This window comes from Acidisphaera sp. S103 (genome assembly GCF_009765975.1).
Lineage (GTDB): Bacteria > Pseudomonadota > Alphaproteobacteria > Acetobacterales > Acetobacteraceae > Rhodopila.
The window spans coordinates 1-23600 of the sequence record NZ_LMUJ01000095.1 but is presented as its reverse complement, the minus strand read 5'-3'; the positions used below and the strand labels follow the sequence as shown (position 1 = coordinate 23600).

At 65.6% G+C, this 23600-nt stretch carries 21 protein-coding genes; 5 read left to right on the top strand and 16 right to left on the bottom strand.

Annotated features, from left to right (window positions below):
• The first annotated feature begins 60 nt into the window (after nucleotides 1-60).
• Nucleotides 61-978 carry an enoyl-CoA hydratase/isomerase family protein gene (locus GSQ89_RS31420; protein WP_158932058.1) on the top strand — a complete coding sequence of 306 codons (918 nt, stop codon included), beginning with the start codon at nucleotides 61-63 and terminating at the stop codon, nucleotides 976-978.
• A gap of 16 nt (nucleotides 979-994) precedes the next feature.
• Here the strand turns inward: GSQ89_RS31420 and GSQ89_RS31415 are convergent, their stop codons facing one another.
• From GSQ89_RS31415 to GSQ89_RS39550, 6 genes are all read right to left on the bottom strand, one after another.
• The gene (locus tag GSQ89_RS31415; protein WP_158932057.1) at nucleotides 995-2986 is read right to left on the bottom strand and encodes a CoA transferase; all 1992 of its coding nucleotides are present in this window, start codon (nucleotides 2984-2986) and stop codon (nucleotides 995-997) included.
• A 75-nt stretch (nucleotides 2987-3061) separates the two neighbouring features.
• Nucleotides 3062-4234 carry an acetyl-CoA C-acetyltransferase gene (locus GSQ89_RS31410; protein WP_158932056.1) on the bottom strand — a complete coding sequence of 391 codons (1173 nt, stop codon included), beginning with the start codon at nucleotides 4232-4234 and terminating at the stop codon, nucleotides 3062-3064.
• A 97-nt stretch (nucleotides 4235-4331) separates the two neighbouring features.
• Complete coding sequence (locus GSQ89_RS31405; RefSeq protein WP_158932055.1) at nucleotides 4332-5045, bottom strand: haloacid dehalogenase type II; 714 nt, start codon at nucleotides 5043-5045, stop codon at nucleotides 4332-4334.
• Between the two features lie 640 nt (nucleotides 5046-5685).
• On the bottom strand, nucleotides 5686-6681 hold the full coding sequence (locus tag GSQ89_RS31395) for a hypothetical protein (RefSeq protein ID WP_158932054.1): 996 nt from the start codon (nucleotides 6679-6681) through the stop codon (nucleotides 5686-5688).
• Nucleotides 6682-6888: 207 nt separating this feature from the next.
• Nucleotides 6889-7941, bottom strand: a complete 1053-nt coding sequence (locus GSQ89_RS31390) for an alpha/beta fold hydrolase (RefSeq protein ID WP_254073451.1) — start codon at nucleotides 7939-7941, stop codon at nucleotides 6889-6891.
• Between the two features lie 16 nt (nucleotides 7942-7957).
• Nucleotides 7958-8446 carry a hypothetical protein gene (locus tag GSQ89_RS39550; RefSeq protein WP_254073450.1) on the bottom strand — a complete coding sequence of 163 codons (489 nt, stop codon included), beginning with the start codon at nucleotides 8444-8446 and terminating at the stop codon, nucleotides 7958-7960.
• A 150-nt stretch (nucleotides 8447-8596) separates the two neighbouring features.
• Here GSQ89_RS39550 and phaR point away from each other — a divergent pair, with 150 nt between their 5' ends.
• Nucleotides 8597-9190 carry a polyhydroxyalkanoate synthesis repressor PhaR gene (phaR, locus tag GSQ89_RS31385; protein WP_174254960.1) on the top strand — a complete coding sequence of 198 codons (594 nt, stop codon included), beginning with the start codon at nucleotides 8597-8599 and terminating at the stop codon, nucleotides 9188-9190.
• A gap of 10 nt (nucleotides 9191-9200) precedes the next feature.
• On the opposite strand, the gene GSQ89_RS31380 is transcribed toward phaR, so the two are convergent.
• The 6 genes from GSQ89_RS31380 to rpsA are packed head-to-tail and all read right to left on the bottom strand — an operon-like array spanning nucleotide 9201 to nucleotide 13839.
• Nucleotides 9201-9821 (bottom strand): phosphoribosylanthranilate isomerase, encoded by a 621-nt coding sequence (locus GSQ89_RS31380; protein WP_158932052.1) that lies wholly within the window; start codon nucleotides 9819-9821, stop codon nucleotides 9201-9203.
• Nucleotides 9818-10510 (bottom strand): orotidine-5'-phosphate decarboxylase, encoded by a 693-nt coding sequence (pyrF, locus tag GSQ89_RS31375; protein ID WP_158932051.1) that lies wholly within the window; start codon nucleotides 10508-10510, stop codon nucleotides 9818-9820. Before pyrF ends, GSQ89_RS31380 begins: the two co-directional genes overlap by 4 nt.
• Nucleotides 10510-10812 carry a LapA family protein gene (locus GSQ89_RS31370; protein ID WP_158932050.1) on the bottom strand — a complete coding sequence of 101 codons (303 nt, stop codon included), beginning with the start codon at nucleotides 10810-10812 and terminating at the stop codon, nucleotides 10510-10512. Before GSQ89_RS31370 ends, pyrF begins: the two co-directional genes overlap by 1 nt.
• Nucleotides 10813-10828: 16 nt before the next feature.
• Nucleotides 10829-11149, bottom strand: a complete 321-nt coding sequence (gene ihfB / locus GSQ89_RS31365) for an integration host factor subunit beta (RefSeq protein ID WP_158932049.1) — start codon at nucleotides 11147-11149, stop codon at nucleotides 10829-10831.
• A 17-nt stretch (nucleotides 11150-11166) separates the two neighbouring features.
• Nucleotides 11167-12090, bottom strand: a complete 924-nt coding sequence (gene sppA / locus GSQ89_RS31360) for a signal peptide peptidase SppA (RefSeq protein ID WP_158932048.1) — start codon at nucleotides 12088-12090, stop codon at nucleotides 11167-11169.
• Nucleotides 12091-12102: 12 nt separating this feature from the next.
• Nucleotides 12103-13839 (bottom strand): 30S ribosomal protein S1, encoded by a 1737-nt coding sequence (gene rpsA, locus GSQ89_RS31355; RefSeq protein ID WP_158932047.1) that lies wholly within the window; start codon nucleotides 13837-13839, stop codon nucleotides 12103-12105.
• 292 nt (nucleotides 13840-14131) lie between these two features.
• Between rpsA and GSQ89_RS31350 the strand changes: the two genes are divergently transcribed.
• Entirely contained in the window at nucleotides 14132-14875 is a 744-nt protein-coding gene (locus GSQ89_RS31350; protein ID WP_158932046.1) for a YoaK family protein, read from the top strand.
• Nucleotides 14876-14916: 41 nt separating this feature from the next.
• On the opposite strand, the gene GSQ89_RS31345 is transcribed toward GSQ89_RS31350, so the two are convergent.
• Nucleotides 14917-16053: a DegT/DnrJ/EryC1/StrS aminotransferase family protein gene (locus GSQ89_RS31345; protein ID WP_158932045.1), complete on the bottom strand. Its 1137-nt coding sequence runs from the start codon at nucleotides 16051-16053 to the stop codon at nucleotides 14917-14919.
• Nucleotides 16054-16065: 12 nt separating this feature from the next.
• A complete protein-coding gene (locus tag GSQ89_RS31340) occupies nucleotides 16066-17961 on the bottom strand; it encodes a nucleoside-diphosphate sugar epimerase/dehydratase (protein ID WP_254073449.1) in 1896 nt (631 codons plus the stop codon).
• Between the two features lie 196 nt (nucleotides 17962-18157).
• Here GSQ89_RS31340 and GSQ89_RS31335 point away from each other — a divergent pair, with 196 nt between their 5' ends.
• Both GSQ89_RS31335 and GSQ89_RS31330 read left to right on the top strand, forming a co-directional pair.
• Nucleotides 18158-18586 carry a GFA family protein gene (locus GSQ89_RS31335; protein ID WP_158932044.1) on the top strand — a complete coding sequence of 143 codons (429 nt, stop codon included), beginning with the start codon at nucleotides 18158-18160 and terminating at the stop codon, nucleotides 18584-18586.
• 100 nt (nucleotides 18587-18686) lie between these two features.
• A complete protein-coding gene (locus GSQ89_RS31330) occupies nucleotides 18687-20471 on the top strand; it encodes an AsmA-like C-terminal region-containing protein (RefSeq protein ID WP_254073460.1) in 1785 nt (594 codons plus the stop codon).
• Nucleotides 20472-20479: 8 nt separating this feature from the next.
• Here the strand turns inward: GSQ89_RS31330 and GSQ89_RS31325 are convergent, their stop codons facing one another.
• Together GSQ89_RS31325 and GSQ89_RS31320 are read right to left on the bottom strand one after the other, a co-directional pair.
• Nucleotides 20480-22363 (bottom strand): TRAP transporter large permease subunit, encoded by a 1884-nt coding sequence (locus GSQ89_RS31325; protein ID WP_158932042.1) that lies wholly within the window; start codon nucleotides 22361-22363, stop codon nucleotides 20480-20482.
• Nucleotides 22360-23376 carry a TRAP transporter substrate-binding protein gene (locus tag GSQ89_RS31320; protein ID WP_158932041.1) on the bottom strand — a complete coding sequence of 339 codons (1017 nt, stop codon included), beginning with the start codon at nucleotides 23374-23376 and terminating at the stop codon, nucleotides 22360-22362. The genes GSQ89_RS31325 and GSQ89_RS31320 overlap by 4 nt, the downstream gene beginning before the upstream one ends.
• Nucleotides 23377-23600 lie beyond the last annotated feature (224 nt).

Sequence of the window (23600 nt, the reverse complement as noted above, 5' to 3'; positions counted from 1 at the left end):
GCCGCCCTCTCAACAATTCCCTCCCGCGCCGGCGGCAACCATTCAAGGAGGACCCCACCCGTGCCCATCGACTACGAGAAAAGAGACGGGGTCGCCTATATCACCCTGAACAACCCGGCCAAGGCCAACATCCTGGACAAGCCCACCTCCGACGCGATCTCGGAGGCCTGGATCGACCTGTGGGAAGACCGCCACATCCGCTGCGCCATCGTCACCGGCAAGGGCGACCGTCATTTCTGCGGCGGCCACAACCTGCAACCCCGTCCGGAGCTGACATTCGAGGAGCGTGAATACCTTCGCACCCAGCGTATCTACTGGCCGCTCGCAGGCACCGTGCACGGCCAGAAAACCGGCGTCGACGGACGCATGGGCGACCATTATCCGCGGGTCTGGAAACCGGTCATCGCCGCGGTCAACGGCTGGGCCGCCGGGGCGGGCATGTACATGCTGCTGACCTCCACCGATATCCGCATCGCCAGCGCCGAGAACGCCCGCTTCAAATTCGGCCTGCTGACCCAGGGTTGGGTCGGCAACGGCCCCGGTCCGGCCATGCTGGTGAAGCAATTGCGCTACGTCGACGCGATGAAGATCCTGCTGACTGATGAGGCCTTCGATGCGGCGGAGGCTTTGCGCGTAGGCCTGATCAACGAAGTCGTCCCACATGCCCAGCTGATGGAGCGTGCGGAAAAACTCGCCCGGCACATCGTCACCCTGCCGCCCGCCGCCGTGCGGATGATGAAGGAGTTCGTGATCCGCTTCGGCAACCTGCCGGACGACCAGGCCTGGCACATCCAGAACCTGATGAACTCGATGCTGATCCAGACGACGATGGACGGTGAGGAGGGCAGGGCTGCGTTCAACGCAAAGCGCCCGCCCAATTTCACCGGTACGCTACGCAAGCGTGGCGAACCCTGGCCGGAACCGTCCGAGGAAGACGCCAAACGGCTAGACGAAGCTTACCGCAGCGGGGAGTACTGAAGGCGGCGCGGGCCGTTCACCCCAGTGCGCCGGCTTCCCGCAGGCGCGCAATTTTATCGGGAGACAGTCCGGCCGCATCTCGCAACACCGCGTCCGTATCGGCCCCCAGCCCCGGTGCCTTCCCCGTCGTCCGGCCAAAGGACGCGCGCCACGGCAGCCCCGGCAGCTCGTCCTCGTCCCAGAAGCCGCGAGCCCGCAGATGGTCGCTGGCCACGAGGTCGGCGGATCGCGCTAGTGCCGCGGCCGCTACCTCGCCGCGGGTAAATGCCGCCGCGCTGTCAATGTCACACGGCGGAACCTCCGGTGCCGGATCGACGCATAGCCAGTCATCCGCACCGGCGCGACGATACACCGCCCCGCATTCCGGCGCAGGGCGCACGTCCGGTAACTGCCCGGCCAGCAACGGGTCCGCCATCGTCCACAGCATCGCCTCGATCATCGAGAAATCGACGCGAGCCACCTGGCCGGAACGGCGGCGCCACAACGCGGCCGCGGTGATGAATGCCAGCATCAGCCCACACATCGGGTCCAGCCACGCCATCCCAACACGCGGCGGCACGCCGGGATGGCGGTTCAGCCCGGCAAACCCGGCGTAGCACTGCAGCAGCGTTCCGTAGGCGACGGCACGCGATTCCGGCCCCGTCCGGCCCAGCCCTGAGGCCGACACATAGATCAGCCGCGGATTGACCGCCCGCAACGCCTCGGCGCCCAGCCCCAACCGATCCATCACGCCGGTCGCGAAATTCTCCACCAGCACATCGGCGTTTGCGGCCAGAGCCTTGGCGGCGGCGATCGCCTCGGGCTTCTTCAGATCCAGGACGATGGCCTTCTTCGCCTGTCCCAGAACACTGTGCAGTTCCGACGCCCGGCCCGGATCGCCCTGACCGGGCGCCTCGATCTTGATGACTTCCGCCCCCATTGCGGCGAGATAGCGCGTGGCGGTCGGTCCAGCGATCACCCAACTGAAATCGAGCACACGCACGCCGGATAACGGCAATCGTCCCGGGGACGTGGACACGGCGCCGCCACCCTCGCTAAGGCCCAGCCCGAACGGCGACCCCGGCACCTGCACGGTCTGCCCGGACACGGTCGCCGGCCGGAAGAAGCCCCGGTGGCGAAGCTGTGAGGACCCCAGGTGTTCGGCCGGCTCGCACAGCGGAAAACTGGGCACGTGCGCCGCCTGAGCGGTCTCGGCGATCCATTGTTTGGTCTTGTCGCGGCTCCAATCCGCCATCAGGGCGTGCAGTGCGTCCCAGTTCGCCACACGGTCCTTCTTGGTGGCGAATCGCGCCTCCCCACCCCAGGCCGGCGAGCCCATCGCTACCAGCCACGACGCCCACTGCCGATCCTCACGCGGGGAGATCGCCGCGTACCCGTCGCTGGCCGGCAGAATACAGACGGTCGCACCATTCCCATCTGCCACCCGCTTGCGCGACCAGCTCTTTCCAGTCCGCCCCGCTCGGGTCAGCTCCGTCATCGCCAACGTCGCCAGCGCCTCGTGGATAGAGACATCGACCGCGGCGCCATTGGCCGTCAGTGCCGCATGCATCCCAGCACACGCCGCCGCCAAACCCCCGAGAAACGCGGATTGCTCACCAACCGGCCGCATCGGCGCTTCGTCCAGGTCGTCCACCTGGCCCGTCAGCATACGAGCGATGCCGCTGGCGAAGAACAGCGTCAGGTCGGTGGCCGGCTCCTCCGCCCGCGGCCCGCTCTGGCCGAACGGGGAAATCAGCACCAAAGCGGCCCGGGGATTGATTGCCCGCAGTGTTTCAGGGTCCCGGCCCGAGCGCCGCAGGGTGTCCGGGCTACCCTCGCAGACAATCAGGTCGGCTGCCGCCACGGTATTCCCTGCGGGACCATGATTAAGATGCTGCGCCAGCACCGAGGACCGGTCCGGATCGATCCGAGCAACCTCGGCGCCGACATCCGCGAACAGACGCCCGCAGACCGCCGCAGCCAAACCCGGCCCGACCTGAACCACCCGAAACCCATCCAGCACCGCCATCTCGCCACGTTCCCCCAACCTATGGGGGAACGATGCACCGAGATCGCGCCGCGTTCCAGTCAGCCGGGCCGGCGGTTAGCGCTCCAGCGCCATAGCGACGCCCATCCCGCCACCGATGCACAGAGTCGCCAAACCCTTCTTAGCATCCCGCTTCTGCATTTCGTGTAGCAGCGTCACCAGGATGCGGGCGCCCGAAGCGCCAATCGGATGGCCGATGGCGATCGCGCCACCATTGACGTTCACTTTGCCGGTGTCCCAGCCCAGGTCCTTGTTCACCGCGAGCGCCTGCGCCGCAAACGCCTCGTTGGCCTCCACCAGGTCCAGATCGTCCGGCTTCCAGCCCACCCGGCCCAGCACTTTGCGAGTCGACGGAATTGGACCGGTCCCCATCACCGCCGGATCGACGCCCGCGGTCGCGAACCCCGCGATCCGCGCCAGCGGGGTCAGCCCGCGCTTGGCGGCTTCGCTGGCGGTCATCAGGATCAGCGCCGCGGCACCGTCGTTGATGCCGGAGGCGTTGCCGGCGGTTACCGTGCCGTCCTTGGTGAAGGCGGGACGCAGGCGCGCCATGGTCTCGGCGCTGGAGTCGTGACGGATGTATTCGTCGTCCACCACCTGGATATCGCCCTTGCGGGTCTTCACCGTGACCGGCGCGATCTCATCCTTGAACCGGCCGGATTTCTGCGCGGCGGAGGCCTTCTGCTGCGACCCCAGCGCGAATGCATCCTGCTGCTCCCGCGTGATCTGGTACTTCGCGGCGACATTCTCTGCCGTGTTGCCCATGTGATAGCCGTGGAACGCGTCCCACAGTCCGTCCTTCAACATGGTATCGACGAATTCCAGCCCGCCCATCTTGGTGCCGTTGCGCAGATGCGCGGCATGGGTGGACAGGCTCATGCTCTCCATGCCGCCGGCGGCGACGATGGCGCTTTCGCCGGTGCGGATCTGCTGCGCCGCCAGGGCGACGGCGCGCAGGCCCGACCCGCACACCTGGTTGATGCCGAACGCCGTCGCCGAATCCGGGATGCCGGAGATGCGCGCCGCCTGGCGGGTCGGGTTCTGGCCCTCACCGGCGGCGAGGACCTGGCCGAAGATCACCTCATCCACGTCGGATGCTTGTATGCCGGCCTGGGAAAACGCGGCTTGCAGTGCGACCGCGCCCAAGTCGTGGGCGTGAATCGAACTCAACGCGCCGTTGAAGCTGCCCACGGCCGTACGTGCCGCCGAGACGATGACGATGTCGTCCATGTCCTGCTCTCCTTCCGCGGTTTATCCTGCGACTTGCGGGATGCTACCGTCATACGATCAAGTGCGTAAGACGGCAGCAAAATGCAAGCCCGAGGCTTCATACACCCAGCTTGGCGGCCATGTCCTGGATGTCTGTGGCGACGATGTCCCAATCCTGGTCCGCCGCATAATCACGCTTTTGGTGCGGCCCGTATTCGGTGGGACGGGGGAAGAACGCCGTCAGCAGGCCGCACGCCCTGGCCTTGCCGAGGTCACCGTTATGCGCGGCCCCCAGCATGACCTGGTCGGGCCGCAGGTCCAGCATCTTGGCGACCCCGAGATAGGTCTCCGGGTCAGGCTTGAAGTGCTGGAACAGGTCGGACCCGAAGATCATGTCCCACGGGATGCCGGCGAACTTCGCCATGTTCAGCAGCAACGAGACATTGCCGTTCGATAGCGGTCCGATGATGAAGCGCGACTTCAGCCGGGTCAGGCCGGGCACGGAATCGGGCCACGGATGCAGCCGGTGCCAGCCCAGGTTGATGTGGGCCAGGTCTTCCTCGGACAGGCCCTTGATGCCGAAATCGGCGATCAAGCGATCCAGTGACGCGCGATGCAGGTTATCCAACTTGGTCCAAGGTTGTTCGCCCTTGCGCACGCGGTCCATGGACGGGCGATAGGCGGCACGCCAGGCATCGACCAGGGCAGCCCAATCGGCGGTGATGCCCTTCGTGGCACCAAAGGCCGTTAGGTCGGCGATCAGGCTGGATCGCCAATCAACGACCGAACCGAATGTGTCGAAGACGATGACTTTAGGTAGCTTGCCGGCCATGATGAAATTCTCCCAGGTGTGAGGACAGGAAAACCCCGGGATGAGGTGCGGTCAAGTTCCGGCAATTTCGTAGTGAGTGCGCCTGAACTGCGCGCGCCTGGCGAACGATGAGAGATATCCAGATGACGATGTAAAGATAGCTGAAATCGCATTGAATCGAACGCCCGATTTTGTCCGCGCTGCGGAACCGGCCTCGTTTGATATGATGTTGGGGGCCGCGGGACGAGGTACAAAAAAGCCTGAGCGGATGGTGTTCGACAAAACTTTTCTCGGCGATCTCTGCGCCCCGCTCTGCGTCCTCTGCGTTAAAGAGCGGTGTCGATTCGCTCTGCCGTCATTGATTGGGATCGATGGACGTGCAGCAAAACCTCTGGTTCGACCTGTTCGCTAAAAACGGGCGGCAACGCAGATGGGCCGGTGTCTGTTTTTGGCTTGGGCTTTCAACGCAGAGCGGGGCGCAGAGATCGCCGAGAAAAGGGTTCATCATCAACCAATGCATTCGGGACCGCGGCTCGATCACGTCGCGATTTTACTTGGCCGTCGCGTGCGTCGCTATCGGACAGGCCGGTCGGAACACACATCCGGCGCGACCTGACCATTTCATTTTCGACGCAAACACCAACCGCATTCAGTGCGATGATTACGCGGCCAACTTACCGAAATGATTTTTCAGATAATCGATAATTTTCTTGATCTCTTCCTCTATAAGCGCATCGACAGGCTTGAACGGAGTACCATCGAAATACCGTGGAGACGTCCCCTCGCCGTCGGGGCTGCCGTGGTCCGCGTCGATGGATTCCCGCCATTTCTCCGCATGCTCTCGCCACTCCGTCCGGTCCACCAAATGGGGTGATTCGAACCACACGTTCCAGGACAGCACGTTGCCGGACAGCAGCAGGTTGCCGGACGCCAGGTTGAAAACATCCATGATCAACTGGTTGAAATCATCGACGACCTTGTTGCCGGTTTTGATGATTGGGCCGATTTCCACGTCGATATTGGCGACGGTCCAGGCTACATCCGTGTGCCTGGCGAAATCGGGGCTCTTGAATAGCGTGCTCTCACCCCTTCGAACCGGGAAAATAGGCTGCGTCGGATCTTGGCGCTTGTGAGTCGTAACTCTGATCGCGTGCGCCTTGTCAGCGGGAAACGGCAGCCCGCTACCAGCGAACAGCGTCCACAAAAATTTCACAATCGCATTTTGCTTCGCGCTCGGACTGAACCAGATCTTGCCTTCGACGGTCATGTCCGCCGCCATCTCGCGGTTGGTCTCGTTTGCCCAACCTCGCTGGCCGGTCACCGTGACTTCGACATTCAGGCAGCCGAACGAAGGCGAACATGCCCCTTGCTGTGGACAAATGATCGAATATACACGCCCGGCGTCGGTATAACCCAGCCGGGAAATATCGGGGGCGAACATTTGGAAACACCGGGATGAGGGCGTTCCGGGAACGGTCTCCCAACTGAACTCCGGCCACTTCACCGCCTGCTGGCGCTGCAATAAATCGATGTTGGCCATATTGTCCAGCATCGGCAACGATGACAGGTCGGGGTTTGGATAAGCGAATGCCGGATTGGACTCGGCAAAGCCTCCGACCCACCCCGGTGGAATGTCTGAATTTTGGACACCTGACATTTTATTTTCCTTTATTGGACCAAATAAGGAATGTTCCGGTCGCTATTGGCAGCACCGGTGCCGCTTGTCTTCGATGTTATGCGGCCACGCCGTGCCGTTCAAGCGCCGGTTTGGATGCGCGAGCATTTACGATCGGTTATCGGCGAAGGCCCACACGACGGCGGGAAGCCTGAGTGCAAATGCACTGCTTTCCTTATTTACCCGTATCTAGATCGACATGTTTCTCTTGCCGCGAACACCGCTGGCCTTGAACCCGAGCGTTCGCAGCCAATCCCGCAGCGGGCGCCACAGCGACCTCTCGGCTCGGCCGCCGGCCGCCATACCGATATGTCCCGCTGCTGGCTGATGCAGCACTGCCCCTTGGATAAGCCCTGCCAGCGGGCGGGCAGATTCGGGCGGCACGATACGGTCGCCACTGGGGACCGCGACGAAGGTCGGATGGACGATCGCGGTGGGGTCGACCGGCAGGCCGGCGATCCGCCAGGTGCCGCGCGCCGGAGCATTTTCCCCATACCATTCGCCCAGGCAGGCGCGGGCGACCTCGGCGGCCAGTGGGATCCCGTCGTTCAGCCAGTCCTCCAGCGCGACAAACAGCCGGGCGCGGGCGCTGTCCGGCGGCAGGCGGGTGAAGCGGCGGTATTTTTCGGCGACGCCCCACGGATCCAGCAAAGCGAACAGCGATTGCAGCAGATCGACCGGCAGGGCGCGGCTGAACGCCAAGGTTGGCTCCAGCAGCGGCAGCGTCTGCGCCGCCTGGATCGCCCGTTCCGGGTCGGGCGCGTGAAAATCCCACGGTGCCGCCAGCAGCACCAAGCCGCTGATCAGGTCGGGCCGGCGCTGCGCCGCGGCGACGGCCAGCGTGCCGCCCATGCAGTATCCCGCCAGCACCGGAGGCGCGCCGGCCACCCGAACGGCTTCGGTCATTGCGCGTTCCATCCGGCCGGCGACATAATCAGTTAGGCTGAAGCGCCGTTCCGTTTCCCCTGGCCAGCCCCAGTCCAGCAGCAGCGGCCGCATACCCTGGCCGGCCAGCCAGCGCAGCATTGACGACCCCTCCGCCAGGTCCAGCACATAGGCCCGGTTGACCAGACTGGGCACGAACAACACTGGTTGACCCTCCGGCGGGCCGTAATCCAACAGCCGAGACCCACCTTCCGCCCAGATCGCCGGCGGGTCGATCAGGGTGCGCTGGTAGCCGTGGCGCCGATAGGCGGCGATGCCCTCGATCAGCGCGGCATCCTGGCGCAGTGTCTCGGTCACCACCGTGGCCGGAAACTCATGGCCGTGGCTTCCGTCCCGCGCCGGTTGCTGGACGGCGTCTTGGATGGACCGCAGGATCGCCGCCGCGGTCGCGCTCGACTCGCTGGGCGAGTTCGGCCAGTCGCTGTTCCAAAGCGGCGACGTGGCGCGCGAGACGGTCGATCTCAGCATCGCGAGCGTCAGGTGCAGCAGCAGCGGGCGCGGCCCCCGGCGCATCAGCGGGCCCGGAGCGTCCGCGCGCGCCGTCATGGCCCCGGTCGCCCAGTGGATCGCGCGGCAGGCCGCGCAGCATGGCGGACATCGTCCCGGCCCACAGCGCCATGATGGTCTGCCAGGACTCGCGGATTTCCGGATCGGCGGCCATGGCGGATAACTCGCTTTGCCACAAGGTAATCCAGTCCTGCGCCAGCTTGCGCGGGTCCGGCAGGTCCGCATGCCCGGTCCCGGTCGTATCTCGTTCGTCCGTGTCGTGCCCGGCGTTCCCCAGACCGGCGTCCATCACCATGCCGCATTCATCCTCCTCGCGTGCCGGACCATAGGCGCCGCGAACCGATTGCGAAACGGCAAACCGGCGCGCCGAGAGGGAACGGGCGCGGATTCACTCTATCGCAAGTGCGAGATACACGGTAGTGAAGGGTATAGCTGCGAGGTATGCATGGCGGTGCCCCTTGAGACCCTGCCGGAGACGAAACCCGGCGATAAACCTCCGGTCGTGGTAAAAAAATACGCCAACCGGCGGCTCTACAACACCGAAAGCTCCAGCTACATCACGCTGGAGAACCTGGCCGAAATGGTCCGCCAGGGGCGGGATTTCGTCGTTTACGACGCCAAAACCGGCGACGACATTACCCGCGGCGTGCTGACCCAGATCATCGTGGAAGAAGAGGGCAAGGGGCAAAACCTGTTGCCGATCACCTTCCTGCGCCAGTTGATCGGCCTCTACGGCGGGTCGATGCAGGGTCTGGTGCCGAAATACCTGGAACACGCCATGACGTCGTTCGCGCAGCAGCAGGAGCAGATGCGCACGGCGATGCAGAAGACCATGGGCTCGCTGTTTCCCTTCGGCAATATCGAGGAAGTCGGACGCCAGAACATGGCGATGATGGAACGCGCGTTCAGCATGTTCACGCCGTTCTACCGCGGCACCGAACCCACCAATCCCTCCGATGTCCACGAATCGGAGATCGAGGCGCTTCGGTCGGAGATCGAGCGGCTGCGGGTGGAACTGGAGTCGGCGAAGAAGAAGTAGCCGGCCGGCATCAGCCCTTCGCGGCCGCGATAAAGGCGCGGATCAGGGCCGGGTCCTTGACTCCCTTGCTGCTTTCCACACCGGAGGAGACGTCGACCGCTTCCGCCCCGGTTTCGCGGATCGCCGCCGCCACATTGTCCGGCGTCAGCCCGCCGGCCAGCACCCAGGGCGCTACCGCCGCCCAATCCCGCAGAATCCGCCAGTCGAATGTCGTCGCATTCCCACCGGGCCGGTTGGCGCCTTCCGGTGGCTTGGCCTCCAGCAGCAGGCGATCGGCGCCGCCCGCATCGGCCGGAAGATCGGCCGGCCCGCCAACCCCGACCGCGCGCCACACCGGCAGCCCGAACCGCGTGCGGATCGCCGGCAGGTCGTCCAGCGCGTCATAAATCTGCAGGACATCCAGCCTCACGACGTCCAGCACACGGGCGATCGCCGGGATGTCCGGTCGCACAAACAGCCCGACGCGTGGCGGGCCGCTGATGGTCCGCGCTGATAGGGCAGCGGCAGTTTCGGGCGTCACATACCGGGGGGAGGGGGGGAAGAACACGAACCCCACCCAATCGGCCCCAGCCTCGACCGCCCTATCGAACGCCGCGGGATCGTTGATGCCGCAGATCTTGACCCGGGTCATCGGATGGCGGCCGCGATATCCGCCGCCGCGGCGCCCGGGTCGCTCGCGCCGGTGATCGGACGCCCCACCACGATCCAATCCGCCCCGGCCGCGACCGCTTGGGCGGGGGTCATGGTTCGCGTCTGGTCGCCGGCGGCGGACCCGTCCGGGCGGATGCCCGGCACCACCAGTTTGACCGCCGGACCCAACGCCTGGCGCAGCATGATGACCTCCAGCGGGCTGCACACCAGCCCATCCGCGCCGGACGCCACCGCCAGGCGGCCGAGGCGCAGGACCTGTTCGGCCGGCGTCCCACCGACCCCGGTCGCCTCCAGATCGTCGTGACCCAGGCTGGTCAGAACCGTCACCGCGAGGATCATCGGCCGGTCCACCCCGGCGCCCGCGGTGGCCTGCTTCGCGGCCTGGATCATGGCCGCACCGCCGGCGGCATGGATCGTCAGCATGGCCGGTTTCAGCGGCAGCACCGCTCGGACTCCGCCGGCCACCGTATTCGGGATGTCATGCAGTTTCAGGTCCAGGAAGATCGGCGCGCCGGTGATCGCCGCGAAACCGGCGGCACCGTTGGCCAGGAAGAACTCCAACCCCAGCTTCAGAAGTCCGGCATGCGGACTGACAGCGTCGGCCCAAACACGAGCTCGGCCGGCATCGATCGTGTCCAGCGCGACAATCAGCTTGCTGCCCTGCGCCATCAGGCGCTGGGGGGCAGCAATGAAGGGGCCACGCGGGCCTGCAGCGCCTCGATCTGGGCTTCCAGCAGACGCACCGTCCGTTCCGCCCGCCGAGCCCGCCGCCGCTGCGCAAGCTCCGACATCCAAACCACCAGCGCCCCGAGGAGGAAGGCGATGGCCATCGCGATCAGGATGGCGAGGGACAGGTGAACCTCGACGCTGTAATCCGTCGGCCATAGTCCCAACCGGACGATTTCGGTGTTCGAGAGCAGGAACAACACCAGCGGCAGGCACAGGACGAAGGTGACGATCAGGAACAGCATCGATAACGCGGACCTCTCAGGCCTTTTTGCGCTCCGCCGCGCTGGCCCGGGGGATTTTGCCGGCGTTCACCCGCAGCCGCAATTCCTTCCCGGCCTTGAAGAACGGAACTGACTTTTCGTCCACCGAAACCGAGGCCCCCGTCCGCGGGTTGCGTCCGGTCCGGGCGTCCCGGTGCTTGACCGTGAAGGCGCCGAAACCGCGAAGTTCCACCCGTTCCCCCCTGGCGAGGGCGTAGGTTATTTCCTCGAAGATCGTGGCCACGATGGTTTCGACATCCTGGCCACGCAAATGTGGATTGGCAGTCGCCAATTCCGCGATCAGTTCGGATTTGGTCAAGGTATCCCCCGGGGCAATCAGTTCCCGGAACGTTGCCAGATGGCCTGGGCTCCGTCAAGACTAAGGCTTTGTGAAATCAGTGTTTTCCACATGCCCTGTACCAGGGTTCCCAGTTCGCCCGACAATGTCCGCCCGGCGATGCCGCTGTTCGACAGATCCTCGACCGGCAGGCCCGCGGGCACGCCCTTCGCGGACACCAGCCAGGCTTTGGCCTCGCGCTCGCCGCCGATCGCGTCCACCAGTCCCAGGCCCAGCGCCTGCCGCCCGGTATAAGCTCGGCCATCCCCCAGCGCGCGGACCTTTGCCGGGTCCATGTGGCGGCCGGCAGCGACCATATCGACGAACTGACCGTACATGTCGTTGACCAACCCTTGCAGCACATCCTTCCCGGCCGGCGACAGCGGTCGCACAAAACTGGGTTCGTCCTTCAGCGGGCCGGAGCGAACCACCTCCGCGCTGATCCCCAGCTTGCCCAGCAGGCCGGACACCTCGCCGGTTTCCAGCAGCACGCCGATCGACCCGGTCAACGTCGCCTCCCGCGCGAAAATCCGCGTGGCCGGCACCGCGATCATATAGCCGGCGGACGCCGCCAGTCCGCCCATGGTGACCACCACCGGTTTCCTGGCGGCAACGCGGGCGATGGCGTCGTGCAGGGTTTCGCCGCCGGCCACGCTGCCACCCGGGCTGTCGATCGACAGTATTACGGCCTTGACGCGGCTGTCGTTGGCAAGCTTGTCGATCGAATCGGTCAGCTTGCGATCTTCGGTGATAATGCCGTTGACGCTGACCCGGGTGATATGGGCGCCTTCGGGTGTCAAGCCGGCCCCACGCAGGCCGGCCAGCACCGCGACGACCAAGGCCACAACGGCGAACACCCGCCAAAAGACAAGGCGGCGCTTGAGGCGCCGCCTGTCCAGTAGCAAGTCGGTTTCCAGCGACATAGGCCGCCGGCCTTAGCTGTCCTGCGCCAACTGGTTGCGGCGACGGATCGCGGCCCCCAGGATGTCGCCGAGCGACGCGCCGGAGTCGGAGGAGCCGAATTCCGCCATGGCGATCTTCTCTTCCTCGACTTCCTTGCCCTTGATGGTCAGCGTCAGCTTGCGGGACTGACGATCGACGGCGGTGATCTTGGCATCGACCTTTTCGCCAACGGCGAAGCGGTCGGGGCGCTGATCCCCCTTGTCGCGGGCGAGTTCGGCGCGGCGGATAAAGCCGGTCAGCACGTCATTGACCTTGACCTCGATGCCGTTGGCCTGGACCGCGCTGACGATGCAGGTCACGACGTCGCCCTTGTGGACGGTGTCGAGGATGGTCGCAGCCGGATCATCGCGCAGTTGCTTGATGCCGAGGCTGATGCGTTCCTTCTCGACATCGACGTCGAGCACCTTCGCCTTGACCACCTGGCCCTTGTCGTAGCCGGCCATCGCGGTCTCGCCGGCGTCGTCCCAGGACAGGTCGGACATGTGGATCATGCCGTCGATATCCGCGGACAAGCCGATGAACAGGCCGAATTCCGTGATGTTGCGGATTTCGCCCTCGACCTCGGAGCCAATCGGATGCTGCTCCACGAACTCTTCCCACGGGTTGCGCTGCACCTGCTTGAGGCCCAGCGAAATCCGCCGCTTGGAGCTGTCGACGTCCAGCACCTGCACATCGACTTCCTGGCTGGTGGCGACGATCTTCCCCGGATGGACGTTTTTCTTCGTCCAGGACATTTCCGACACGTGGACCAGGCCCTCGACCCCCGGTTCCAGCTCCACGAAGGCGCCGTAATCGGTGATGTTGGTAACGCGGCCGGAGTATTTCGCACCGGGCGGGTATTTGGCGGCAACGCCTTCCCACGGATCGGCTTCCAACTGCTTCATGCCCAGACTGATGCGCTGGGTGTCGGAGTTGAAGCGGATCACCTGCACCTTGACGGCCTGGCCGATGACCAGGGCCTCGGACGGGTGGTTGATGCGGCGCCAGGCGATGTCGGTGACATGCAGCAGCCCATCGACGCCGCCCAGGTCCACGAACGCACCGTAATCGGTGATGTTCTTGACCACGCCGTCGAGGATCATGCCTTCCTTCAGGCCCTGGATCAGTTCGCTGCGCTGTTCGGCGCGCGTTTCTTCCAGGACGGCACGACGGGACACGACGATGTTACCGCGGGCGCGGTCCATCTTCAGGATCTGGAACGGCTGCGGCGTACCCATCAACGGGCCGACGTCGCGCACCGGGCGGATATCCACCTGACTGCCGGGCAGGAACGCCACGGCGCCGCCGAGGTCGACGGTGAAGCCGCCCTTGACCCGGCCATAGATGGTGCCATCGACGCGCTTCTGCGCCTCGAACGCCTTTTCCAGATTGGTCCAGGCTTCTTCTCGGCGGGCTTTTTCACGGGAGAGAATGATCGTGCCGTCGCGGTCTTCGTAGCGCTCGACATATAGCTCGATCATGTCACCGGGCTTGACGTCCGGCTTGGCGCCGGGCGGGCCGAATTCCTTCAGGGCGACACGGCCCTCGGACTTCAGGCCGACATCGACGACGGCGAATTCGTCGGTGAGGCGGATGACCCGGCCGGTAACGACGGAGCCGTCAAAGCCGCTGTCGATGCCGAGGGATTCGTCGAGAAGGGAGGCGAAATCCTCGCCCTGGAAATGGTCTTGCACGGGCTGTTGCGCGCGCGCGGTGGCGGGTGATGCCATGAGTGACGTTTGTTCCGTTACGGATGTCCGGGCGGTGCCCGGCGGTTGCCGTGGTGTGCGCGTTTCGTTGTCGGAAACACGACTTGCCCGCGTCCAGAGGCGCGGGCCGGGGTGAAGCGATGGCGCGGCGGTATTGGTGCCGCGTGCGTGAAATAGGGGTTTTGGGCGGGGAGTCAAGGGTTGCGGTTAAGCCCGCTGGCGAGCGCGGCGCAGGCGCCCGGCCTGGACCGTCCTTCCGTTTCATCTATTATCGCGGAATCGGATGTAGACGCGATCGTGTTTGTGGCGGGTTATGCTGGTTCGTGAGGGTATTGATCGAGACGACACGACCGATCTGCGTCTGGCATCATTGTTGGCGGCCGTCGCGGGCGCCCTGAACGCCGCCGCGTTCTATGCGGTCGGATTCTTTTCCGCAAACATGACTGGCAACGTCTCGACGCTTTCCGGCCGCCTGGCCACCGGCCAGTTCGGTTCAGGGCTGTTCTATCTCGCGATCCTGCTCGCCTTCGTGGCCGGGGCGGCATCGTCGGCCTGGCTGATCAGTGCTGGCCGGCGGCGAGGCATTCAGGGCATCTATGCCTTCAGCATCTTCACGGAGGCGGTCCTGCTGATGGGCCTGGGTGGCGCCGACCTCTGGTTGCTCGACGTCCGGCGGGTGCCCGTCATGGTCCTTGGCCTGGCTTTCCTGATGGGATTGCAGAACGCGGTTGTCACGCGGATTTCCGGCGCTCGGGTCAGGACGACGCATATCTCCGGCATGGCGACCGACATCGGGATCGAGCTGGCCACGGCGCTCGATATCCTGCGCGGACGCGTGCCGTCCGAGGAGGCGTCGCAAAACTGGACCAGGCTGCGGCTGCACCTCTGCACCGTCCTGTCGTTTCTGGTTGGTGGCGTCATCGGTGTCCTGGTCTACCGTGCGGTCGGTGGATGGCTGTTGATCGGTGCCTCGGCCATTCTGCTGGTGCCGGCGATCATTGGCGTCCGCCGGTCACGCAGTGCCCAGATGCGGATGATAACGAACGTCGTGGGGTGAAACGGTAGGCCGCGACCGAGCGATGACGGGGTCGATCGATACTACGACACCGCCGCCAGGACCGCATCGCAGATCCGGCCTACGTCTTCGTCCGTCAGGTCTGGATGAATCGGCAACGCCAGAATCCGCCCGGCCAGGTCCTCCGACACAGGCAACCCCGAACCGTCGTGCTGGGCGCTGTAGGCGGGCTGGCGATGCAACGGGCGAGGGTAGTAGATAGCGGTCGGAACGCCGTCGGCCTTCAACGCCGCCTGCACCCGGTCCCGCGCCGCCTCGTCCGACAGCAAAATCGCGTAAATCGCCCACGCGCTGGTGCTATCCGGCACCCGTTTCGGCGTCGTCACGGCATTGCCAAGCCGTTGGTCGTAGATGCGGGCAATGCGTTCGCGCGCCGACAATTCTTCGGGGAACACGGCCAGCTTGGCCAGCAGCACCGCCGCCTGGATCGAATCCAGCCGTCCGTTCATGCCGGTCCGCAGAACCTCATACCGGGTCTTCCCCTCGCCGTGGGTGCGCAGGCTGCGGTACAGTTCGGCGCGTTCCTCACTTTCGGTGAACAGGGCGCCGCCGTCGCCATAGGCACCGAGCGGTTTGGACGGGAAGAAACTGGTCGCGGTGGCATCGGCCTGCGAACCGAGCATCTTGCCGTGCAACGAGCCACCGAAGCTTTGCGCCAGGTCGTCGAGCAGGAACAGGTCGTTACGACGGGCAATGTCCAAAAGTGCCGGCCAGTCGGCGGGTTGGCCAAACAGATCCACGCCGATAATCGCGCGCGGCTTCAACCGGCCGGCGGCGCGGACGGCCTCGATGCGCTGCACCAGGTGGGCGGGGTCGATCTGGAAGGTACGCGGGTCGACGTCCACGAAGACCGGCGTGGCGCCCAGCAGCAACGGGACCTCGGCGGTGGCGGTGTACGTGAAGGCGGGCAGGAAAACGGCGTCGCCCGGGCCGATATCCTCGGCCATCATGGCGATCTGCAGCGCGTCGGTGCCGGAACTGACACCGACGCAGTACGTCGCACCGCAGAACCGAGCCAGTTCGGCTTCCAGTTCGCGCACCTCGGGCCCCAGGATGAACTGGCAGTGTTCCAGCACCGTGTCCAGGCGACGGCGCAGGTCGGTGGCGATGCGCCGCTGCTGGGCTTTCAGGTCGAGGAACGGAATGGGGGCGTTGGGCATGGGACCTCTGGATCAGGCTCGGACTTCGCCGGCGGTGCCGTCGATATTGTGTTCAAATTCGGGGATCAGCCGGCCCAGCAGTGTCAGCGCCAGCTTGACCTGGCCGCCGCGGCAGGCGCTGCCGATTTCCTCGATGGCGCGGGCAACGATGGCGGGGTCGGCGGTGCGGGGACTGGCCATCAGCAGACCGGGATAGCCGGTGGGAACAGGCGGTTCCTTGCCGTGGAACAGTTCCTCGTAAAGCTTCTCACCCGGACGCAGGCCCGTGAAGCGAATTTCGATATCCTGTTCCGGCTGCAATCCTGCCAGACGGATCATCTGGCGGGCGAGATCGACGATTTTCACCGGCTCGCCCATATCCAGCACGAAGATGCCACCGTTCTCGCCGGACGGCAGGGACGCACCGTTGACCCCCAGAACGCTGGCCTGCAGCACCAGGCCGACCGCCTCCCGCACCGTCATGAAATAACGCTGCATGTCGGGATGGGTCACGGTCAGTGGCCCGCCCCGAGCGAGCTGGCGTTGAAACAGCGGCACGACAGACCCTGTGCTGCCCAGGACATTGCCGAAGCGGACGGTGATGCAACGCATGCCGTGCGGGCTGGAGCGGCCAGCAATGTCGAGTGCCTGGCAATACATCTCCGCCAACCGCTTGGAGGCGCCCATGACGCTGGTCGGATTCACGGCCTTGTCGGTGGAGATCAGCACCATCGCCAGCGCACCGGTCCCGCGGGCGGCGTCGGCCACGTGACGCGTGCCGGCGGCATTGGTGGCCATTCCCTCCAGCGGGTTGGCCTCGACCATGGGAACGTGCTTCAGCGCGGCGGCATGGAACACGAGTTCCGGCCGGTGTTCCTCGAAGATCGCCCTGACGCGGGCTTCGTCGCGGATATCGGCGATCAGCGTTTTGCGAACGGTCTGCGGATGGGTCTCCGCCAGTTCCAGGTCGATCTGCCACAGCGCATATTCGCCATTGTCCAATAGTATAAGCGTCCCCGGCCCGAACGCCGCGACCTGCCGGGCCAGTTCGCTGCCGATGGTGCCGCCTGCACCGGTGACGATGACGCGGCGGCCCTGGATCAACCGCGCCATGCCGTCCCGGTCCAGCGGAACCTGCGGGCGGTTCAGCAAATCCTCGATGGCGACCGGGCGCAGTTCCACCGGGCGTGGCTTGTCGGGATCGGCCAGGGCGGTGGGACGAGGCGCCTGGCGGACCTGAAGGCCGAAACGGTCGGCCTGGGCGACGACCTGCGCGAGACGGGTGCCGGACAGTTCCGGCGTGACGAAGACAAGGGTGCCGGGCAGGCGATCCTCGGCTTGCAGTTGCGTCAAGACAGCGGCGGCGTCGTTGAGCGACCCCAGGATGCGATGGCCCTGGATGCGCCGGCCGGTTTGCCGGTCGGATGACGCCAGCAGCCCCTCCACCCGGAAAGCCTGCCGCCGGTCCTGCGCGAGCGCTCGTATGAACAAATCGGCATCCTCGATGCTGCCGACGAGAAGGATCGAGGCGGCGTCAAGATGGGGCGCCTTGTTGAGCGGCCGCCCGCGGCGCCATCGATAGATGACCCGGGGCGCGCCCAGCGCCAGCAACAGGGTCAGCGCGTGGATGAACGGGAAGGCGAGGGTGGGTTCGGTCAGCCCCGCGACCATGGTGGCGCCCGTGAACAGAGCCGCGCCGAGAGCCGCGCTGGCCGCCACGGTGAGCAGATCGCCGATGGCGGCAAACCGCCAGTATTGCAGGGAAAGGCGGAATGGGATGCCCGCCAGCAGCAGGGCCACGGCGCCCAGGGGTATCGTATAGAGCGGATACCATGCCGACGCCGCCGGGTCGGCGAGCCAATGCGCCACCGGGACGGAGAGAGCCGCCAAGCCGCCATCAAGGGCGACGTTGACGGCGATTCGCAGCAAGGAACGCGTCGCGGCCATGCGGCGGGGTATAGCGCGGGCGGGACGGGGGGGATAGGCGGTTTGGTGCGACAAGCCATGACCGGTCCCAGCGTCATTGTTGCCAGGAAACGCGACCGCGTGAGGTCTATCCGAATCTCCTTGTTTCCGCGCCGCATTCGGGCAACCGTCCCGGACATCGGAAAAGGGAGGAACAATCATGGCCGGCTCATACAAGGGCACCTGCTTTTGCGGCGCGGTGGAAGTCGAGGTCACCGGCCAGCCCAACGCCATGGGATATTGTCACTGCCGATCCTGCCGGTCCTGGTCCGGTGGCCCGGTCAACGCGTTTTCCCTGTGGCCCACGGACGCCGTGAAGGTGACCAAAGGGGCGGAGCACGTCGAGACCTATCACAAAACCGACATGAGCCACCGGCAGTTCTGCCGGTTGTGCGGCGGCCACCTGATGGCCGTCCACCCGCCGCTGAGCATGATCGACGTTTTCGCCGCGACGCTGCCTGGCCTGCCGTTCGTTCCGGTGGTGCATGTGAACTACGCCGAGACGGTTCTGCCGATCAAAGACGGGTTGCCGAAGCTGAAAGACTTCCCCGCCGAGTTCGGCGGCTCCGGCGACGTGATTCCGGAATAGCGGCCACGGGGCCAATCCGGACGGCCCGCTGCAGGGGATCAAGCCACTGACCCGACGGCGTATCGTCATCTCCGCCATTGGCCTGGTCGCCTTGCTGACGGTGATCGGGGCCGCCGCCCTGGTCGCCCTCGGCCGCTTCAATCTCGCGCCGGTGGCGTCCCGCTATGCGTCTTATGTGCTCGGCCGCCCCCTGACGATCGCCGCCATGCACGTGCAGTGGGGCACCGTCGTGACGGTGAAGCTTCGCGACCTGGCCCTCGCCAATCTGCCAGGCGGCAGCCAGCCGTACATGATCAGCATCACCCGCCTCGATGGCCAGATCACACCGTTCTCGCTCGCTGCCTGGATGCTGGGGCGGCGCCCCCTGGTGGTCCGCCATCTCACCATTGACGGCGCCAGATTGTTGCTGGAGCATACCCCAAACCAACACCCCAACTGGCGCTTCCACGACTCCAAACCCGTCGTCAGCCAAAATCCTCGTTCGGATTTCCCGACTCTGCTCGACGCACGTCTTCACGACGCCGAGGTCGATCTGCGCGGGGCCGGCGGCCATACGATACGCATCCGTTTGGATACCGCCGGGATCGCCGCGCAAGCGGCCGACCAGCCGGTCACCCTGGACGCCACGGGCGCTTACAACGGGACGCCCGTCACGCTGGCCGCCAGCCTGCATTCCTACGTCGAACTGCACGAAGCGTCGAAGCCCTTCGGTACGGTGCTTCATTTGGCCAGTGCCGACACCAAACTGGATTTCGCCGGCACGATGACCGACCCGATCAACGTCGATGGCGCGGTGGGCCAACTGACGCTGACCGCGCCGAACCTGGACCGCCTGCTGGCTATCGCCGGTGACAACGGCCGAGCGGCGCTGCCAGTGACGCTGACCGGGGCGCTGACCCGCCAGGGCGATCTGTGGACCCTCTCCCATGTCCAGGGCACGCTGACGGCGCATCCGTTCCAATTCGACTTCACGTTGCGGGAAGGCACCCACCGAGCACCGGACGCCATGACCATCGACGCCGATTTTCCGGTGCTCGATCTCACCCCGCTTGGGACCGGTGGGCCGCCGTCGGCGACGTCGATGCGAGTCGACGACCAGCCCGGCAACCTGATCGATGCGCATGTCATCGCCAAACAGTTCGTCTTCGGGACGGTGCGCGCCGACGACGTCGACCTCAAGCTGAACGTCGCGCCCGGTTCGGCCACCATTCAGCATCTCGGGCTTCATCTGATCGGCGGCGCCGCGCAGGTCACTGTCGCCGTGAAGAACACCCAGTCCAGTGCCGCCGCGCAGTTCGACGCCATGCTGGCCGGCGCCGACACGGGACAACTTGCCCGGTGGTTCGGGATTGGCGCCATGCCGCTGTCCGGCGCCTTCGATGCCCACGCCAGCATGCGGCTGACCGGCAATACGCTTCAGGAGGCCGCCCCGGCCAGCAGTGGCACCGTCGTCCTGTCGATGCGGAGCGGAACCATCCAGCGCAAGATCGTCGAGGCCGTGTCCTCCGACCTGCGCTTGTTGTTCGGCAAAGCCGAGGGCACCGCTCGGATCGTCTGCGCCCTGGGGGTGCTTCAGCTGCAGGACGGAGTCGGCCGGCTGGCGCCGTTACGGTTGCGAACCGCCGATGGCACTGTCGCCGCGGCTGGCACGATCGACCTGCGCCGCGAGGCCATGGACCTGACGGTCGCCAGCGAAGCCGGCTCCACAAGTCTGTTCGCGCTGGATGTGCCGCTTCACGTCAGCGGCTCGATCCGTGGCCCGCACGTGTCGCCCGCCCTAGGGACCGCCGCCGCGGCGATCCACGCCGCCCCGGACCTGCACGCCATGCCGGTCGCATTGCAGCAGGTCGTCCGCGCCGACCCGTGCCTGACCGGCGGCCGCTGATACCCCGGCTACCCGTGCCCTTCCACCAGGCGCGGCAGGATCAGCGTAATATCCGGCACGAACGCGATCAGCAGCACCGCCAGCACCAGCACCACCGCATACGGGATCATCGTGCGAGCGGTGCTCTCGATATCGGCCCCGGCCACGGCGGCGGAGACGTAGAAGCCCACCCCGATCGGCGGCAGGAACGCCCCGACGCCCATCGCCAGGATCAGCACGATCCCGTACTGCACCGCGTCCACCCCCATATGCACCGCGATCGGCAGCAGCAGCGGCGCCAGGATGATCAGTGCCGGCAATCCCTCCAGCAATGACCCGATCACGATCAGCAGCACCACCGACCCGGCCATGAACGCCCATTGGCCGCCGCCCATCGCCCCCAGCAGCACCACCAGCGCCTGCGGCAGGTTGGCCGCCGTCAGCACCCAGGCGAACGCCGAGGCTGACGCCAGCACGAACAGCACCATCCCGGCCGAGTTGGCACACTCCCCCGCCAGTCCCAGCACCGTGCGGACCGGCATCGCCCGATAGATCAGCGCGGACAGGACCACGCCGTAGACCACCGCCAGCGACGATGCCTCGGTCGGCGTGGCGATACCGAACTTGATGCCCATCACCATTGCCACCGGCATGATCAACGGCAGGATCGCGCCGGGGATCGCCCGCAGCCGGCCGCCCTCGATGCGGAAATCCCCGCGATCCGGACCGCGCCGGTTCAGGATGTAGATCAGCCCCATCAGGCACAGCGCGATCACCATCGCCGGCAGGATCCCGGCGATGAACAACGTCCCGATCGAGATCGGCGTCACCGACCCCAGCACCAGCATCGCGATGCTGGGCGGAATCGTCTCCCCCATCGCGGCCGAGGCCGCCAGTACCGCCGCGCCCTCCGCCTCCCGATACCCCTGTCGCTTCAGCTCACGCCGCACCACCGGCCCCACGGCGGCTACGTCCGCGACCTTCGATCCCGAGACGCCGCTGACCAGGAAGATCGTCACCACCACCACCTGCAGCAGCCCGCCCTTCATCTTGCCGATGATCGCCATGGCAAACCGCACCAGCCGCAGGCTGATGCCGCCGCGTTCCATGATCAGGCCGGCAAAGATGAAGAACGGCAGTGCCAGCAGGATGAAGTTGCCGGTGCCGTCCACCATCGCCTGCGGCACCGCCACCAGCGGGGAGACATCCGTCAGGTCCAGATAGGCCACCGTCGCGAACAGCATGCCGAAGCTGACCGGCATGCCCAGCAGGATGGCGCCGAAGAACAGCACAATCATGCCGGTCAGCGCCGATCCGGGATTATCAGCGAACATCGAGGCGCCGGCTTCCATCGCCGCCAGCGCGGTGCCCAGTCCGACCACCGCGCCCGTCGCCAGCACCGTGCGCCACGAATAGCCGATCACCAGTCGCTCCAGCGCGAACAGCGCGATCAGCAGCAGGCCGAACGTCACCGGCAGCGTGGTCCAGCCGGTGCTGATCTGCAGAATCGGGGTCACGTTGTCCCAGCTCGCGGTCAGCAGGCCGACCGACTGCCAGGCGGTGATGACGGTGACGATCAGCACCAGCCACTCGATCCCCGCGCCGACGGCCTGCCGCATCGTCCGGCTCATCCGGTCGGTGATCAGCCGGATCGCCGTGTGATGGGCGCCCCGATACGCCGCCGCACCACCGATGAAGGCGATGATCGACAGCGCCAGCCGAGACGCCTCGTCGCTCCACAGCGGACCATGACCCACCACGGTGCGGCCGGTGATGCTGACCAGGACGACGGCCAGTTCCACTAGTAGCGCCGTGGCTGCGGTGACGGTGGCCAGTACATTGACGCCATGGACGAGGCGCGCCAGCGTCTGGGTCACGCCGCGCCGGGGAACGATCGCGGTCGCCGAGTTCATGCGCTGCCGGTCTGCTTCATGATGCTGTCCACCAGATCGGCACCGACAATCGGGCGGAACTGGTCGTAAACCGGCTTCAGCGCGGCGATGTAGGCCGCCTTGTCCGGTTCGGCCACGGTGCAGCCCTGGGTCTTCAGGAAATCGGTGGCCTCCACCGTCTTCTGCGCCATCATCGTGCGCCACGGTCCGGTGACCGCCAGCGCGGCATCGCGGATCGCCTTCTGGTTCGCCGGCTCCAGCTTGTCCATGGTGCGCTTGCTGGCCATGATTGCGCCTGGGTTATAGGCGAAGTTGGTCAGCGTGATGTGCTTCGCGACCTCGTAGAACTTGCTGGCCACCAGCGAGATCAGCGGCACCTCCACCGCATCCACCGCATGCTGTGACAGCGCCAGGTAGATTTCCGACACGTCGATCACCGTCGGCGCGGCATCCAGCGTCTTGTACGTCGCGGCATAGATCGCACCCGGCTGGATGCGCACCTTGCTGCCGGCGATATCCTTTGGTGTCGGCACCGCCTTCGTGGCATGCGTCACCGGTCGCCAGCCCCAATGTCCCCAGCACAATCCATAGATGCCCTTGGCCGGGAACAGATCGAACAGTTGCTGACCAACCGGACCGTCCAGCACCTTCTCCGCATCCTGGCTGGTCTTGAACAGATACGGCAGATCGAGCACCGCGACAGTCGGATAGATCGTTTCGATGAACCCGGTGGTGTGGCAGACAAGGTCGATCGTTCCGGTCTGCATCGCCGTCAGCGCGTTGCCCTGGCTGCCAAGCTGGCCGGCGCCATAGACCTTGATGTCGACTGCTCCGCTGGTCCGCTTTTTCACATCGGCGGCGAAATCATTCAGCATGCCGTAGATCGGATGCGTCGATACATCCGCCATCGTCAGCTTCAGGTGGTGCACCGGCACATCGCCCAGCGCATGCCGCGCCACCAATGGAGCAAAAAGTGCCGCGGCGCCTCCGGCCATAGCCAACCCGCCAAAACGCCTGCGCCCAATCGTCGTCATGAACTCGTTTCCTCCGTACCCGGCTCGATTCCGCCGTGGCGGCGGACACTGCTGTTTCAGCGCCGCTCGGTCAACGGTTCCAGGGTTGTGTTACAGGGGAATCGCTTGAATGTCTCACGCGGTGCGTCGGATGATTTTCTCCAGGTAATCTTGGTTCCAGCCCGCGCGTTTACGGCGGTTTTTCAAGCTGGTGATCGGTTTAGCCTGTGACAGCAGGTTCATGG

Excerpts from the sequence above, each read along its gene's own strand:
- pyrF (WP_158932051.1), bottom strand. The coding sequence starts at position 10,510 with ATGGCGCAGGGCAGCAAGCTGATTGTCGCGCTGGACACGATCGATGCC.
- GSQ89_RS31325 (WP_158932042.1), bottom strand. The coding sequence starts at position 22,363 with ATGAACTCGGCGACCGCGATCGTTCCCCGGCGCGGCGTGACCCAGACG.
- GSQ89_RS31395 (WP_158932054.1), bottom strand. The coding sequence starts at position 6,681 with ATGTCAGGTGTCCAAAATTCAGACATTCCACCGGGGTGGGTCGGAGGC.
- GSQ89_RS31380 (WP_158932052.1), bottom strand. The coding sequence starts at position 9,821 with ATGACCCGGGTCAAGATCTGCGGCATCAACGATCCCGCGGCGTTCGAT.
- rpsA (WP_158932047.1), bottom strand. The coding sequence starts at position 13,839 with ATGGCATCACCCGCCACCGCGCGCGCGCAACAGCCCGTGCAAGACCAT.
- GSQ89_RS31345 (WP_158932045.1), bottom strand. The coding sequence starts at position 16,053 with ATGCCCAACGCCCCCATTCCGTTCCTCGACCTGAAAGCCCAGCAGCGG.
- GSQ89_RS31320 (WP_158932041.1), bottom strand. The coding sequence starts at position 23,376 with ATGACGACGATTGGGCGCAGGCGTTTTGGCGGGTTGGCTATGGCCGGA.
- phaR (WP_174254960.1), top strand. The coding sequence starts at position 8,597 with ATGGCGGTGCCCCTTGAGACCCTGCCGGAGACGAAACCCGGCGATAAA.
- GSQ89_RS31415 (WP_158932057.1), bottom strand. The coding sequence starts at position 2,986 with ATGGCGGTGCTGGATGGGTTTCGGGTGGTTCAGGTCGGGCCGGGTTTG.
- GSQ89_RS39550 (WP_254073450.1), bottom strand. The coding sequence starts at position 8,446 with ATGGTGATGGACGCCGGTCTGGGGAACGCCGGGCACGACACGGACGAA.
- GSQ89_RS31370 (WP_158932050.1), bottom strand. The coding sequence starts at position 10,812 with ATGCTGTTCCTGATCGTCACCTTCGTCCTGTGCCTGCCGCTGGTGTTG.
- sppA (WP_158932048.1), bottom strand. The coding sequence starts at position 12,090 with ATGTCGCTGGAAACCGACTTGCTACTGGACAGGCGGCGCCTCAAGCGC.
- GSQ89_RS31335 (WP_158932044.1), top strand. The coding sequence starts at position 18,158 with ATGGCCGGCTCATACAAGGGCACCTGCTTTTGCGGCGCGGTGGAAGTC.
- GSQ89_RS31405 (WP_158932055.1), bottom strand. The coding sequence starts at position 5,045 with ATGGCCGGCAAGCTACCTAAAGTCATCGTCTTCGACACATTCGGTTCG.
- GSQ89_RS31410 (WP_158932056.1), bottom strand. The coding sequence starts at position 4,234 with ATGGACGACATCGTCATCGTCTCGGCGGCACGTACGGCCGTGGGCAGC.
- GSQ89_RS31350 (WP_158932046.1), top strand. The coding sequence starts at position 14,132 with ATGCTGGTTCGTGAGGGTATTGATCGAGACGACACGACCGATCTGCGT.